This is a genomic window from Streptomyces sp. 130 (assembly GCF_007096885.1).
Taxonomy (GTDB): domain Bacteria; phylum Actinomycetota; class Actinomycetes; order Streptomycetales; family Streptomycetaceae; genus Streptomyces.
This window is the reverse complement of record NZ_VJNO01000070.1, coordinates 1-13,815: the sequence shown is the minus strand read 5'-3', so window position 1 is coordinate 13,815 and position 13,815 is coordinate 1. Positions and strand designations below refer to the sequence as shown.

Sequence of the window (13,815 nt, the reverse complement as noted above, 5' to 3'; positions counted from 1 at the left end):
ATCGCGGGCTGCGCGCCCCCCCGCGGCCCCGTGCGACCCGGCCGGTTCGCACGGGGCCTCGGGCCTTTCCGCCCTGTACCGGGGGCGGCGTAAAGAGCCGGTAAACGCGGGCGTACGCTGCGGACATGAGCGAGCGAGACGCCTTGCGGAGGCGTATACGCGTGTGGCTGGCCGTCTTCATCGTCTGTCTGGTCCTGAGCGGGCTGACCGCCTTCCCGCTCGTCCACGAACTGCGGTGGGCCGAGGATCTGCTGAAGTCCTCGGCCTCTCCCGTCCCCGAACACTTCCCGGGTCTGCTGGAGTGGATCACCCGCGTCCGCACCGGTCTCGACGAGGCCGACGCCCGGTATCCCTTCGTGCTGTACGGCACCGACTGGCTGGCCTTCGCCCACCTGGTCATCGCGGTCGCCTTCTACGGGCCCTTCCGCGACCCGGTCCGCAACATCTGGGTGATCGAGTTCGGCATGATCGGCTGCGCCGGGATCATCCCGCTCGCGCTGATCTGCGGCCCGATCCGCGACATCCCGTTCTGGTGGTCCGTCATCGACATGTCGTTCGGCGTCTTCGGGGTGATCCCGCTGCTGATCGTGCGCCGCGAGATCAAGCGCCTGGAGGCCCTGGAGCGGACACCGGAGCCGGAGCCGGTGGCCGTCTGAGACCGGTGGTGCCGTCCTCCGGCCTCACGCGCGGGGCCCGTGATCGCGCGGGTCGTGGACAAGGGGCCCGGAACCGGGGAACGGGCCTGCCGCGCCGGGATGCGCCGGGGCACCTACGCCCCGTACGCGGCGGGGTCCGCGTGCGCCGCGTCAGCAGGTCGTGGGCCCCGGCCACGAGGCCGCTCGGCACCCCGGCGTCCGTGGCCGGCGCGGTGGCGGTGTGGGGCCGTTCATGGTCTTTGCCCGCCGGCGTGCCGGTCGATCAGCCTGCGGAGCACGTCGATCCGGTTGGTGGTGACGGAGTCCACGCCGTGGCCGATCAGCCGGCGCATCGTCCGGCCGGTGTCGGCGGTCCAGGCCGACACCAGCAGCCCGTCGCGGTGATTGCGTTCCGCCAGCTCCCTGCTGACCAGCCCGAACCGGTAGTTCAGCCAGCGCGGCCGGACCGCGTCGAGCAGCGCCGGACGCGGGGGAGCGAGCGTCGTCCAGGTCATCGCGATCTCGGCCGACGGATCGGCCGCCCGCACCCGCAGCATCGCCTCGGGCCCCGCGCAGTAGTAGACCCGCTCCCCGGCGCCGCACTCCCGCACCACGCCCACCGCGCGCTTCACGGACTCCGGGGTGGAGCCCGGCAGATCGATCATGAGGCGGTGCGTGCCGACGGCGAGCAGCGCCTCGCGCAGCGTCGGGACTCCGCCCGCCGTCAGCTCGGTCAGCTCCTGGTGGCTGAGCCGGTCCAGCCGCAGGTCATGGCCCCACAGCCGGTCCAGCGTGGCGTCGTGCAGCAGGACCGGCACCCCGTCCCGGGTGACCCGGACGTCGATCTCCACCGCGTCCGCCCCGCGTTCGAGCGCCGAGCGGATCGAGGGCAGGGTGTTCTCGCGGGCGCGGTACGGATCGCCGCGATGGGCGACGGCGGTGACAGGTGCGGGCATGGGGCCATTGTCGCCGCCGTTGCGTCAGCGTCCGGCGCGGGCCAGCCAGTTGGCGGTGTACGTGTCGATCTCGTCGGTCAGCGCGCGCTTGCCGGCCGGGTCCAGGAAGGACGCGCCCACGGCGTTCTTCGCGAGCGCGGCCACGCCGTGTTCGTCCAGGCCGAGGATGCGGGCGGCCACCGCGTACTCGTTGTTGAGGTCGGTGCCGAACATGGGCGGGTCGTCGCTGTTGATCGTGACCAGCACCCCGGCCCGGACCATCTCGCGGACCGGGTGCTGCTCGATGTCCTTCACCGCCCGGGTCGCGATGTTGGACGTGGGGCAGACCTCCAGCGCGATGCGCCGCTCGGCGAGGTGGTCGAGCAGCTTCGGGTCGGCGACCGAGCTGGTGCCGTGGCCGATGCGCTCGGCGCGCAGCTCGGTCAGCGCGTCCCAGACGGTCTGCGGGCCCGTGGTCTCGCCGGCGTGCGGCACGGAGTGCAGGCCCTCGGCGATCGCGCGGTCGAAGTAGGGCTTGAACTGCGGGCGGTCCACCCCGATCTCCGGGCCGCCGAGGCCGAACGAGACCAGCCCCTCGGGCCGCAGGTCCACCGCGAGCCGGGTGGTCTCCTCGGCGGCCTCCAGACCGGCCTCGCCGGGGATGTCGAAGCACCAGCGCAGTACGACGCCGAGCTCCCGCTCGGCCGCCTTGCGGGCGTCCTCGATCGCCTCCATGAAGCCCTGCTCGGGAATGCCGCGCCGGGTCGAGGAGAACGGGGTGACGGTCAGCTCCGCGTACCGGATGTTCTGCCGGGCCATGTCACGGGCGACCTCGTACGTCAGCAGCCGGACGTCCTCCGGGGTGCGGATCAGGTCCACGACCGAGAGGTAGACCTCGATGAAGTGGGCGAAGTCCGTGAAGGTGAAGTAGTCGGCCAGCGCCTCGGGGGCGGTGGGGACCTTGGAGTCGGGGTGGTGCGCGGCCAGCTCCGCGACGATGCGGGGGGAGGCCGAACCGACGTGGTGGACATGGAGCTCGGCCTTGGGCAGCCCCGCGATGAAGGGGTGCAGGTCGGTCATCGGGGCCTCCGTGGGCTGGAGTGTGACGGGCCCCGGTCCTGGGGCGGCCGGGGCGGGGACGGGAGTCATCGTAGGACGGGCCCGTAGCATGACCGCATCACGATGGGGGAGGCCCATGTCAGACAACACGGATCAGCCTGCGGACGGGGCCGCGCCGATCGACCCCTGGGCACCGCCGGAGCGGCGCACGCCCCGCGAGAACCAGGCGCCCCGCGAGAACCCGGCGCCCCAGGGCAGCGGCGCGCCCTCGGACAGCCCGGTGCCGCCGGCCAGCCGCGTGCCCCTGGACAAGAAGCCCGGTACGGAGCACCCGGGCACCGGCAACCCCGGCAACGGGGGCAACCCCGGCAACGGGAGCCCCGGCGCCGGAGCCCCGGCCCACGGCATACCCGCCGACGGCATATCCGGCGGCCCGCGCCCGCCCGCCGTCCACGACCAGCAGACGGTCACCTCCATGCCGGGCACCGGAACGGGCCCCGGACCCGGACCGGCACCGCACACCGCATACGGCGTACCGCAGACCGGGCCCGCCGGATGGGCCGCGCCCGGAGCGCCCGGCTCCGTCCCCCCGCCGCCGGTCGGGCCGAACGGCCCGGGTCACGCCGGACCGCCGCCCCATGACGGCCACCCCGGCACCCAGCCGCCGTACGGCTACCCCGGCCCGCAGGCCCCTGGGTACGGCTACCCGGGCGCCCAGCCCCCGCAGTTCGGCTACCCGGCCGGGCAGGCGCCGCAGTACGGCTACCCGGGCTACCCCGGTTACGGGAACCCGTGGGGAGGCCCGGCGCCCGCCAACGGGCTGGGCATCGCCGCCCTGGTGCTCGGCATCATCGCGACGGCCGGCTTCTGCATGTACGGCCTGGGCATCATCCTCGGCGTCCTCGCGCTGATCTTCGGCATCATCGGCCGCGGCCGGGCCCAGCGGGGCGAGGCCGACAACGGGGGCGTGGCGCTGGCCGGAATCATCCTCGGCTCCGTCGGGATCGTCGTCAGCGCGGCGTTCCTCGGCTTCTTCATCTGGGCCGTCACCAACGACGACTTCGATGACGACGACAGCGGGTCCGACTACGACACCGCGCCCGTCTCCCTCGTCGCGGAGGCGCGCGAGCATCCGCCGCTGGGCCACTTCTCCGTCCGCGGCTGAGCGGACCGGGACCGCGGCTCGCGGGCCGACGGGGGACACCTCCGCCGCCCCGCGAGCCGTCTCATGGGGCGATGCACCTACGCCGCGCGCCGCAGCTCCTCCCGGGCCGCCATCAGCGCGAACCCCAGCAGATTGAGGCCGCGCCACTGCGCCGGGTCCTGGGCGCGCGGGTCGTCCGCCGCGAGCCCTATGCCCCAGATCCGGTCCAGGGGACTCGCCTCCACCAGCACCCGGTCACCGGTGCGGAGCAGGAACGCGCCCAGCTCCGGATCCTGGCCGAACTTGTGCGTGCTGCCCGCCACCACCAGCCCGTACCGCTCACGCTCCCAGACGGTGTCGTCGAAGCCCCGGACCAGCCGGCCGATCTTCTTCGCCTCGGCCGGGCTCTTCGCCGCCACCGCCCGCTCCGCCGCCTCCGCGTCGCCGAAGAGCCGGGCCTTTTCGGCCATCATCCAGTGCTCCGCCGACGCGTACGTCACGCCGTCGACCGTGAACGGCGAGGGCCACCACTGACTGAGGCAGCTCGCGCCGATGCTGCCGTCCGGGCGCGGCCGGTGGCCCCAGAAGTGCAGGTATTTCACCTTCTCGCCGCGGCCGGCCAGCTCGACGAGGTCTTCGACACCGCGGACGTCCCCCATGCGTTCCATGCCCCGAGTCTGCTACCCGCCACTGACAACCGGCCCGGGTGATCCAGATCACCACCGATGAGCAGCCGATCCCGCGTCATGAACCGGCCCGGGTGAGCTCTCTTCCGTGAACGCGCCGGCCGCCCGGCCGGCGCGACTCGGAGAGGGAGGCGGGTCATGCGGGGCTCGGAGTTCGGGGCGGCGGTCGAGTGGCTGGCATCGGCGGCGCCCGACCCGGTCGCCTGCCGGCGGGACTGGGAGCGCGATCCGCGGGGGATCGCGCTCCTGCCCGCCGGCCGGCGCTGGGACGTGCTGATCCTGCCGGGGGAGCTGGGCTGCCCGACGCTCGACGTGCTCACCCGGCTCATCGACCGGCCGGGGCCGGTCCTCGCGGACTTCGGCGAGTCCCGCACGGGCTTCTTCGTGCCGCCGGGCACCGTCGCCCGCTGGGCCGGCACCGGCGTCCGGGGGGCCGGGAGCGGCACCTGGATCGTCGTCCCGCACCCGGGCCGCCCGGCCGGGAAGGCGCGCTGGCTCGTCCCGCCCGACGGCTCGGGCACCCTCACCGACGCCGCGCTCCTGGAACTCGCGATGCACGAGGCGGCGGCGCGCCCGGCGGGCGACGGGGAGGGCTGACACTGCCAGAGGTCTTGACAACCGGATTGGTCTGGACCATGTTGTGCGCGCCGCATCAATTCCCTTCGCCGCATCAATTCCCCCCTGTACGGAGGCCGTTGTGGAACGCACGGGACCCCCCGCCCGCATGACCAGCCTGGTGGCCGCCCTCTCGGCGGCCCTGCTCGCCGCCGGTGGCCTCGCCGCCTCGGCGCCCACCGCCGCCGCGGCCGACGCCGAGTTGGCGAGCAACGGCACCTTCGAGGCCGGGCTGTCCGGCTGGACCTGCTCCGGCGGAAGCGGGGTGGCCGTCAGCACCCCCGTACACGGCGGGACTTCGGCGCTGAAGGCCACCCCGGCCGGCAGCGACAACGCCAAGTGCGCCCAGTCCGTGAAGGTCAAGCCCGGCTCCACGTACACGCTGAGCGCCTGGGTGCAGGGCAGTTACGTCTACCTCGGCGCCTCGGGCACCGGTACGACGGACGTCTCCACCTGGACGCAGTCCGCCCCCGGCTGGCAGAAGCTGACGACCACCTTCACGACCGGGCCGTCCACCACCTCCGTCAGCATCTACACGCACGGCTGGTACGGCACCCCGGCCTACTACGCCGACGACGTCAGCCTGCTCGGCCCCGGCGGCGACCCGGTCGTGCTCCCCGCCGCCCCCACGGGCCTGAAGACCGGTTCGGTCACCTCCTCCTCGGTCGCCCTGTCCTGGACGGGCTCCTCCGGGGCCACCGGCTACAACGTCTACCAGGGCGGCACCAAGGTCCAGAGCGTCACCGGGACCTCGGCCACCGTGACCGGACTCAGCGCCTCCACCGCCTACAGCTTCCAGGTCAGCGCGGTCAACGAGGCGGGCGAGTCCGCCAAGTCGGCCGCGGTCTCGGTGACCACCGGCAAGGGCGGCGACGGCGGTACCGGTACCCAGCTGCCGGCCCACGCGCTCGTCGGCTATCTGCACGCCAGCTTCGCCAACGGCTCCGGCTACACGCGCATGGCGGACGTGCCCGACTCCTGGGACGTCATCGACCTGGCCTTCGGCGAGCCGACCTCCGTCACCTCGGGCGACATCCGCTTCAAGCTCTGCCCGGTCACCGAGTGCCCGAACGTCGAGTCGGAGGCCGAGTTCAAGGCGGCCATCAAGGCCAAGCAGGCCGCCGGCAAGAAGGTGCTGATCTCCATCGGCGGCCAGAACGGCCAGGTGCAGCTCGCCACCACCGCCGCCCGGGACATGTTCGTCTCCTCGGTGAGCAAGATCATCGACGAGTACGGCCTCGACGGCCTGGACATCGACTTCGAGGGCCACTCGCTCTCGCTGAACACCGGTGACACCGACTTCCGGAACCCGACCACTCCGGTGATCGTCAACCTGATCTCGGCGGTCAAGACCCTCAAGGCCAAGTACGGCGAGAAGTTCGTCCTCACCATGGCCCCCGAGACCTTCTTCGTGCAGCTCGGGTACCAGTACTACGGCTCCGGCCCCTGGGGCGGCCAGGACCCGCGTGCCGGTGCCTACCTGCCGGTGATCCACGCGCTGCGCGACGACCTCACCCTGCTGCACGTCCAGGACTACAACTCGGGCTCCATCATGGGTCTGGACAACCAGTACCACTCCATGGGCGGCGCCGACTTCCACATCGCGATGACCGACATGCTGATGGCCGGCTTCCCCGTCGCCGGTGACCAGACGAAGGTCTTCCCCGGGCTGCGGCCCGACCAGGTCGCGATCGGTCTGCCGGCCTCCACCCAGGCGGGCAACGGACACACCTCGCCCGCCGAGGTCACCAAGGCGCTGAACTGCCTGACCAAGAAGACCGACTGCGGCTCCTACGCCACCCACGGCACCTGGTCGGGGCTGCGCGGCCTGATGACCTGGTCCGTCAACTGGGACCGCTTCAACAACTGGGAGTTCTCGAAGAACTTCGACGCCTACTTCGGCTGACCACCCCGTACAACAGCAGGAGCGGCAGCCCGCACAGGAACCAGCTGCCCAGCACGTCCAGCGGCCAGTGATAGCCGCGGAGCACCAGACCGATGCCCGTCATCGCCGTCAGCAGGACGGCGGTGACGGGCATCATCCACGGGTGCCGCCCGCGCCCGGACAGCAGCAGAGCCGAGGCCCCGTACGCCACCGCCGCCGTCGCCGCGTGACCGGACGGGTAATAGCCGGTCGCCTCCGTCAGCGGCCCGGGCCGGGCGATCCAGTCCTTCAGCGGTACGACCAGCAGGGGCACCGCCGCCATCGCGAGGGCCGCGCCCAGCGCCGCCCACCGCCGTCCGCGCCGTACGGACCAGCCGATCGCGCAGGCCAGCACCGGGAGGGCGACCTGCATATTGCCGAGATCGGCGAGGAATTCGGTGAGCCATCGGGGACCGTGGCCGACGAGGGCCCGCCCGGCGCGCTCGTCGAGGCCGCGCAGCGGGCCGTCGGCGGCGATCTGCCAGGTGGTCAGCGCGAAGAGGGCCGACAGGCCCGACACCAGGGAGAAGAAGAAAGCCGTCCGCCCCGGAACTGGGGGGGTTGTTCCGGAGCGGACGAGTGGACCGGTTCGCCGCGCGCCCCGGGGGGTGTGGGGCGGGCGGCCATCCGATCGGTGAGGAGTTTTGGAGCGTGATGCCCCAGTGGTGTGCGCGAAGGCACGCCCGGAACGGCGCTGGGAAAGCTCCGACCCGGATTCACCCGCAGTCCCCTGCGGGCGGGGTGTTTCTCTCATCTGCGGAAACCGTACGTCAGGCGAAGGGGGACCGATAGCGGGTACGGTATCCCGCCATCGGCCCCCCACCTTTTCTTCACAGGCGCACACGGAACCCCAAGGTCAGATCCCGGCGAAGGCGCCTTCCAGGACGTCCAGGCCCTCGTTCAGCAGGTCCTCGCCGATCACCAGCGGCGGCAGGAAGCGCAGGACGTTGCCGTACGTGCCGCAGGTCAGCACGAGGACGCCCTCGGCGTGGCAGGCCTTCGCGAGCCGGGTGGCCGCCTCCGGGGCCGGGTCCTTCGTGCCCGGCTGCACCAGCTCGATCGCGATCATCGCGCCGCGGCCCCGGATGTCACCGATCAGCCCGCCGTTCGGCAGCTTCGCGCGCATCGCTTCGAGGCGGCCCTTCATGACCTCCTCGATGCGCTTCGCCTTCTTGTTCAGGTCCAGCTCGCGCATCGTCTCGATCGCCCCGAGGGCACCCGCGCACGCCACCGGGTTGCCGCCGTACGTACCACCGAGGCCGCCCGCGTGCGCCGCGTCCATGATCTCGGCGCGGCCGGTCACGGCCGACAGCGGAAGGCCGCCCGCGATGCCCTTGGCCGTGGTGATCAGGTCCGGGACGATGCCCTCGTCCTCACAGGCGAACCACTGGCCGGTCCGGCAGAAGCCCGACTGGATCTCGTCGGCCACGAAGACGATGCCGTTGTCCTTCGCGAAGCGGGCGATCGCCGGCAGGAAGCCCTTGGCCGGCTCGATGAAGCCGCCCTCGCCGAGCACCGGCTCGATGATGATCGCGGCGACGTTCTCCGCGCCGATCTGCTTGGTGATCTGGTCGATGGCCTGGGCGGACGCCTCCGCGCCGGCGTTCTCGGCACCGGTCGGCCAGCGGTAGCCGTACGCCACCGGCACCCGGTACACCTCGGGCGCGAACGGGCCGAAGCCGTGCTTGTACGGCATGTTCTTGGCGGTCAGCGCCATCGTGAGGTTCGTCCGGCCGTGGTAGCCGTGGTCGAACACGACGACCGCGGTGCGCTTCGTGTACGCACGGGCGATCTTCACCGCGTTCTCGACGGCCTCGGCGCCCGAGTTGAACAGCGCGGACTTCTTCGCGTGGTCGCCCGGGGTCAGCTCCGCGAGCCGCTCGCACACCTCCACGTAGCCCTCGTACGGCGTGACCATGAAACAGGTGTGGGTGAAGTCCGCGAGCTGTGCGGACGCCCGGCGCACGACCGCCTCGGCGGAGGCGCCGACCGAGGTCACGGCGATGCCGGAACCGAAGTCGATCAGACGGTTGCCGTCCACGTCCTCGATGATCCCGCCGCCCGCCCGCGCGGTGAACACCGGCAGGGTGGAGCCGACGCCCGCGGCGACCGCCGCGAGCCGGCGGTCTTGCAGCTCGACCGACTTCGGACCGGGGATGGCGGTGACGAGTCGGCGCTCCTGCGGGATTTCGGTCATGCGGGGCTCCTGGGGGTGTTTCGGACGCTTCTTCGTTGTGCAGGCTAGGCGCGTGACCCGGGGACGGGCATGCTCCGATCGGTAGTGGTCGGGCACGTGTCGTTGTCCGCGAAGGACAGAAGGCGGCGACCGGGTGCGGGGCCCCCGTCCCGGCCGTCACCATCCGGGCGCGTTGCTGAACTCACCGTGTGCGCGCACTAGATTGGCCGGTGCAGCGACGGACCTGGCTGGTCGAGGGGGCAACGGTTCATGGACAACGACGGTACGCACGGCGCGTGGGACACGCGGGGTGCGCAGCCGCCCGAGGCGCGCCCCGGAGGCTCCGTACCGCGCCCGGCGGGCCCGCCCCCCGCCGCCCCGCCCGCCTACCCGCCCACGGTCCCGCCGCCCGCCCGGCCTCCCGCCGGGCCGGCGCACACCCCCGGCCCGGGCAGCGCCTCGCCCACCGCCGACTGGTTCAACGCGCCGCGCCCCGAGGCCGGACCCGGCGTCTGGCGGTACGGATTCGTCCCCCGGCCCGACGAGCGCCCGCCGCGCCCCTCACTGGTGGGCCCGGCCGCGACGCTGATCATCTGGCTGCTGCTGTGGCTGCTGCTCTCCGCGCGCGCCGTGCCCTACGTGTTCAAGCCGATCGAGATCATCACCGGGCCCGAGTGGTGGACCCTGGGCCGTCTGCGGGAGGACGCGCCCGGGCTGGTGGTCGACTCGACCACCCTGTACTACGAGATCCTGGTGCTCATCCTGGGCTTCTACGCCGCCCGGGTCGGCGGCTGGGCCGACGTCCTGCGGTACTTCGCCGGCGAGCGGTTCGAACGCGTCCGGCTGACCCTGTCGCTGGCCGCCGCGGCGGTGCTGCTGTGGCTGGCCTGGACCCCGAAGGTGCCGCTGCTGCTCGTGCTCATGGGCTCGGCGCAGGGGTGGCTGCTCAGCGGCGACCAGTTCAAGGCCACCGTGGCCGCCTACACCTGCTACGCGCTGACCACCGCCATCGTCGTGTGGCCCATCGCCCGGGCCGCGCACTGGGGGGACGCCCTCCGCGAGCTGCGGGCCGGACGCGCGCCCGGCAGTCCCCGGGGCGCGAACGGCACCGCCCCCCTTCCGGCGGACGGCCCCCCGCGCGCCCACTGGCCCGGCCTGCGGGCCGCCGGCTCCGTCGACGCCGCCGAGGCGCTGACCGCCGCCGTCCACGCGGGCCGGATGAACGACGTGGACTGCGTACGGGTGCGCCACGCCTGGACCGGGGCGCGCGGCCGCCCCGACCGGCTGGCCTCCTTCACCGAGACCGTGCTGCGCAAGGGCGCCGACGCCTTCCTGCACCCCTCCGGCCGCCGGGACGTGCCCCGGCGCACCGCCACCCACGACCCGCTCACCGGCCAGGTCCGCATCGGGGAGTGCGCCGACGACCCGCGCAACCCCTACCCCCGCCGGGGCTCCGGCATGGCGCTGGAACCCGCGTCGCTCGGCACCTCGCTGCTGGCCGTCGGCCCGCCGGGCTCCGGCAAGACCGAGCGGGTCGTCCGGCCCGTCGTGGAAGCCCTCGCCCTGCGGGCGCTCACCGGCCAGGCGGCGGTGCTCGCCGTCGGCGGCGCGGGCGGCGGGCTCGGCCCGGACGACGCCTACGACGTCGTCATCCGCATCGGCGACCCCGCTTCCCTCCACGACTTCGACCTCTACGGCGGCACCACCGACCCGGACGAGGCCGCCGCGGTCCTCGCCGAGGGGCTGGCCGGGGACATCCCCACCCTGGAGACCCGGCGCGCCGCGACCGCCCTCGGGCAGCTGCTCGGCCCGTTCCGCACGGTCCACGGCCGCTTCCCCTCCGTACCCGAACTCCGCGAACTCCTCGACGGCTCCGCCGCCGCGCTCGGCGCCCTGCGCGAGGCCCTGGAGGCCGGAGGACACCAGGCGATGCTGCGCGAGCTGGAGGCCAGGGCCCGCCAGGCGGGCGGCGGCGGCGACCCGGCCGCCGCCCTGGCCGACCGGGTCGCCGCGCTCGACCGGCCGGCCTTCGCGGGGTTCTTCGCCACCGGCGAGGACGCCCGGCCGTTCTCGCTGCGCTCCCTGGGCCGGCACCCGCTGCGGGTCCGCGTCGACCTGCCGGAGCGGGTCCACGCCGAGGCGTCCCGCATCCTGGCCCGCCTGCTGCTCGCCCAGTTCAACGCCGTCACCGCCGCACGCACCGACCGCTCGCTGTTCGTCTGCCTCGTCCTGGACGACGCCACCCACACCGTCACCCCCGACACCGTCCGGGGCATCCGCCGCCTCCGCTCCCTCAACGCCGGAGCGGTCCTCGCCCTGCGCACCCTGGACGACGTGCCGGAAGGGCTGCACACGGCGCTGCTCGGGGCGTTCGGCTGCGCCATGGTCTTCCCCGGCCTCACCACCTGGGACGGCAAGCGCTTCGCGGAGGCGTGGGGGAAGGAATGGGTGGAGGTCCGCGAGGTCGCCCAGCACGGGGTCTTCGCCGACCAGCCGCTCACCCGCGCCCTGCACTCCCTGCGCAAGATGGCCACCGGCAAGGCCGTGACCACGGACGCGGTGACCGTGCGCCGGGTCGAGCGCGAACGGTGGTCCGCCTCCGCGCTCGCCTACGAGCTGCCGCACGGCCACGCGGTGCTCTCCCTGACCACGGTGGACGGCGACCACATGCCCCCGCTTCTCGTGCGGCTGGCCGGCTGACGGCAGGGGAGGGGCGGCAGGGGCGCGAGAGGCACGAGTGGCAGCGGTGACAGGGACTCTGCCACCCTGGCAGAATCGAAGTGAGCCGTTCATACGAGACGGCGAAATCGCCCCCTGCCGAAGGCCCTCACCCCCATGCCGCCCACGCTCGCCTCGCTCGTCCAGCACTCGGCGCTCAAACTCACGGTGCGCGCGGGGGCGGACCGCCTCGACACCCCGGTGCGCTGGGCGCACGCCAGCGAGCTGACCGACCCCGTCCCCTACATGGAGGGCGGCGAACTCCTGCTGGTCACCGCGACCAACCTGGACGCGGAGAACCCCGAGGCGATGGGGCGGTACGTGCGCCGGCTCGCCGCCGCCGGGGTCGCCGGGCTCGGCTTCGCCGTAGGCGTCAACTACGACGAGGTGCCCCGGCCCCTGATCGGCGCCGCCGAGGAAGCCGGGCTGCCCCTCCTCGAAGTCCCCCGCCGCACCCCGTTCATCGCCATCGCCAAGGCCGTCTCCTCGCACATCGCGGCCGACCAGTACCGCGCGGTCACCGCCGGCTTCGAGGCGCAGCGGGAGCTGACGAACGCGGCGCTCACCGGGGACGGCCCCGCCGCCCTCCTCACCCGCCTCGCCGCCCACGTCAACGGCTGGGCCGCCCTCTACGACACCGCCGGCGCCGTCGTGGCCGCCGCCCCCGACTGGGCGGCCCGCCGCGCCGCCCGGCTCACCCCCGAGGTGGAGCGGCTGCGCACCCGGCCCGCCCCGGCCAGCATGGTCGTCGGCGACACCGACGACCGCGTCGAGCTCCAGTCCCTGGGCACCGGCCGCCGGGTCCGCGGCGCCCTCGCCGTCGGCACCGGCGCGGCCCTCGGCACCGCCGAGCGGTACGCCGTGCACTCGGCGGTCGCCCTGCTCACCCTCACCACCGCCCGCTCCCGCGCACTCCAGGGCGCCGAGCAGCGACTCGGCGCGGCGGTGCTGCGGATGCTGCTCGCCGGCCAGCCCGACCATGCCCGCGCGGTCGCCGGGGACCTCTACGGCGGGCTGCTCGACGCGCCCTTCCGGCTGCTCATCGCCGAGGGCCACGACCCTTCGGCCACGGCGCTCCTGGCCGACGTGCTCGACACCGCCGCCGACCGGTCCGGCGAGACCCTGCTGATGGTGCCCGAGGGCGAACGCCTCCTCGTGCTGGCCGCCGACGGCGGCGCGGCGGTGGCCGCCTGCCAGGCGTACACCGAGGCGCAGGACGCGCCGGCCCCGCGCGAACCGGCCACCGCCCAGGAGACCGCCATCGTGGTGGGCATGTCCGCGCCGGCCGGCCCGGTCGCCGTCTCCGCCGCCTACAAGCAGGCCGAGCAGGCCCTCTCGGTGGCCCGCCGCCGGGGCCGTGCCCTGGTCGAGCACGCGGAGCTGGCCACCGGGTCCGTGCTGCCGCTGCTCGCCGACGACGCGGTGCGGGCCTTCGCGGACGGCATGCTGCGCGCCCTGTACGAGCACGACGCGAAGGGCCGGGGCGACCTGGTGGCCTCGGTGCGCGCCTGGCTCTCGCACCACGGCCAGTGGGACGCGGCCGCCGCCGACCTGGGAGTCCACCGGCACACCCTGCGGTACCGGATGCGGCGGGTGGAGGAGATCCTCGGGCGCTCGCTGGACGACCCGGACGTCCGGATGGAACTCTGGCTCGCCCTGAAGGTCACCACACCCCCCGGAACCTGACCAACGGCTCCCCGCGGCTCCGCAACGCCAGGCGCACCCGCGCGCCGCGCGCTGCTTCCCCGCGCGCTGCTTCCCCGCGCGCTGCTCGTCCGCCGCCCGCGTGCCGCTCGCTCGCGCGTCCGCTTGCCGCGCGCCGCCCGCTCGCCGTCTGTCCATTCGCCCGCGCGCCGCCCGCTCGCCGTCTGTCCATTCGCCCGCGCGCCGCCCGCTCGCCGTCTGTCCATTCGCCCGCGCGCC

The 13,815-nt window shown here is 73.9% G+C and carries 11 protein-coding genes; 6 read left to right on the top strand and 5 right to left on the bottom strand.

The features are described 5' to 3' along the window. The first annotated feature begins 125 nt into the window (after window positions 1-125). Entirely contained in the window at window positions 126-656 is a 531-nt protein-coding gene (locus FKN01_RS31505; RefSeq protein WP_185993071.1) for a hypothetical protein, read from the top strand. A 230-nt stretch (window positions 657-886) separates the two neighbouring features. Here the strand turns inward: FKN01_RS31505 and FKN01_RS31500 are convergent, their stop codons facing one another. Continuing rightward, window positions 887-1,591 (bottom strand): glycerophosphodiester phosphodiesterase, encoded by a 705-nt coding sequence (locus tag FKN01_RS31500; RefSeq protein WP_143626069.1) that lies wholly within the window; start codon window positions 1,589-1,591, stop codon window positions 887-889. 24 nt (window positions 1,592-1,615) lie between these two features. Continuing rightward, window positions 1,616-2,650 carry an adenosine deaminase gene (locus FKN01_RS31495; protein ID WP_143626068.1) on the bottom strand — a complete coding sequence of 345 codons (1,035 nt, stop codon included), beginning with the start codon at window positions 2,648-2,650 and terminating at the stop codon, window positions 1,616-1,618. A 115-nt stretch (window positions 2,651-2,765) separates the two neighbouring features. On the opposite strand from FKN01_RS31495, the gene FKN01_RS31490 reads away from it, so the two are divergent. Next, on the top strand, window positions 2,766-3,794 hold the full coding sequence (locus FKN01_RS31490) for a DUF4190 domain-containing protein (protein ID WP_185993070.1): 1,029 nt from the start codon (window positions 2,766-2,768) through the stop codon (window positions 3,792-3,794). A gap of 77 nt (window positions 3,795-3,871) precedes the next feature. On the opposite strand, the gene FKN01_RS31485 is transcribed toward FKN01_RS31490, so the two are convergent. After that, window positions 3,872-4,432 (bottom strand): NADAR family protein, encoded by a 561-nt coding sequence (locus FKN01_RS31485; protein WP_143626070.1) that lies wholly within the window; start codon window positions 4,430-4,432, stop codon window positions 3,872-3,874. A gap of 165 nt (window positions 4,433-4,597) precedes the next feature. On the opposite strand from FKN01_RS31485, the gene FKN01_RS31480 reads away from it, so the two are divergent. Both FKN01_RS31480 and FKN01_RS31475 read left to right on the top strand, forming a co-directional pair. Next, the gene (locus FKN01_RS31480) at window positions 4,598-5,056 is read left to right on the top strand and encodes a hypothetical protein (RefSeq protein WP_143626067.1); all 459 of its coding nucleotides are present in this window, start codon (window positions 4,598-4,600) and stop codon (window positions 5,054-5,056) included. A gap of 100 nt (window positions 5,057-5,156) precedes the next feature. Then, a complete protein-coding gene (locus FKN01_RS31475; RefSeq protein WP_143626066.1) occupies window positions 5,157-6,980 on the top strand; it encodes a chitinase in 1,824 nt (607 codons plus the stop codon). On the opposite strand, the gene FKN01_RS31470 is transcribed toward FKN01_RS31475, so the two are convergent. Continuing rightward, window positions 6,934-7,518, bottom strand: coding sequence for a phosphatase PAP2 family protein (locus tag FKN01_RS31470; RefSeq protein ID WP_143626065.1), 585 nt, complete (start codon window positions 7,516-7,518; stop codon window positions 6,934-6,936). The genes FKN01_RS31475 and FKN01_RS31470 overlap by 47 nt on opposite strands. Window positions 7,519-7,854: 336 nt before the next feature. Then, window positions 7,855-9,195, bottom strand: a complete 1,341-nt coding sequence (gene gabT, locus FKN01_RS31465; RefSeq protein WP_143626064.1) for a 4-aminobutyrate--2-oxoglutarate transaminase — start codon at window positions 9,193-9,195, stop codon at window positions 7,855-7,857. A gap of 249 nt (window positions 9,196-9,444) precedes the next feature. Here gabT and FKN01_RS31460 point away from each other — a divergent pair, with 249 nt between their 5' ends. Both FKN01_RS31460 and FKN01_RS31455 read left to right on the top strand, forming a co-directional pair. After that, the gene (locus FKN01_RS31460; RefSeq protein ID WP_143626063.1) at window positions 9,445-11,874 is read left to right on the top strand and encodes an ATP/GTP-binding protein; all 2,430 of its coding nucleotides are present in this window, start codon (window positions 9,445-9,447) and stop codon (window positions 11,872-11,874) included. Window positions 11,875-12,009: 135 nt separating this feature from the next. Further along, the gene (locus FKN01_RS31455; protein WP_143626062.1) at window positions 12,010-13,578 is read left to right on the top strand and encodes a PucR family transcriptional regulator; all 1,569 of its coding nucleotides are present in this window, start codon (window positions 12,010-12,012) and stop codon (window positions 13,576-13,578) included. The last annotated feature ends 237 nt before the right edge of the window (window positions 13,579-13,815 follow it).

Excerpts from the sequence above, each read along its gene's own strand:
- FKN01_RS31505 (WP_185993071.1), top strand. The coding sequence starts at position 126 with ATGAGCGAGCGAGACGCCTTGCGGAGGCGTATACGCGTGTGGCTGGCC.
- FKN01_RS31500 (WP_143626069.1), bottom strand. The coding sequence starts at position 1,591 with ATGCCCGCACCTGTCACCGCCGTCGCCCATCGCGGCGATCCGTACCGC.
- FKN01_RS31495 (WP_143626068.1), bottom strand. The coding sequence starts at position 2,650 with ATGACCGACCTGCACCCCTTCATCGCGGGGCTGCCCAAGGCCGAGCTC.
- FKN01_RS31490 (WP_185993070.1), top strand. The coding sequence starts at position 2,766 with ATGTCAGACAACACGGATCAGCCTGCGGACGGGGCCGCGCCGATCGAC.
- FKN01_RS31485 (WP_143626070.1), bottom strand. The coding sequence starts at position 4,432 with ATGGGGGACGTCCGCGGTGTCGAAGACCTCGTCGAGCTGGCCGGCCGC.
- FKN01_RS31480 (WP_143626067.1), top strand. The coding sequence starts at position 4,598 with ATGCGGGGCTCGGAGTTCGGGGCGGCGGTCGAGTGGCTGGCATCGGCG.
- gabT (WP_143626064.1), bottom strand. The coding sequence starts at position 9,195 with ATGACCGAAATCCCGCAGGAGCGCCGACTCGTCACCGCCATCCCCGGT.
- FKN01_RS31460 (WP_143626063.1), top strand. The coding sequence starts at position 9,445 with ATGGACAACGACGGTACGCACGGCGCGTGGGACACGCGGGGTGCGCAG.
- FKN01_RS31455 (WP_143626062.1), top strand. The coding sequence starts at position 12,010 with ATGCCGCCCACGCTCGCCTCGCTCGTCCAGCACTCGGCGCTCAAACTC.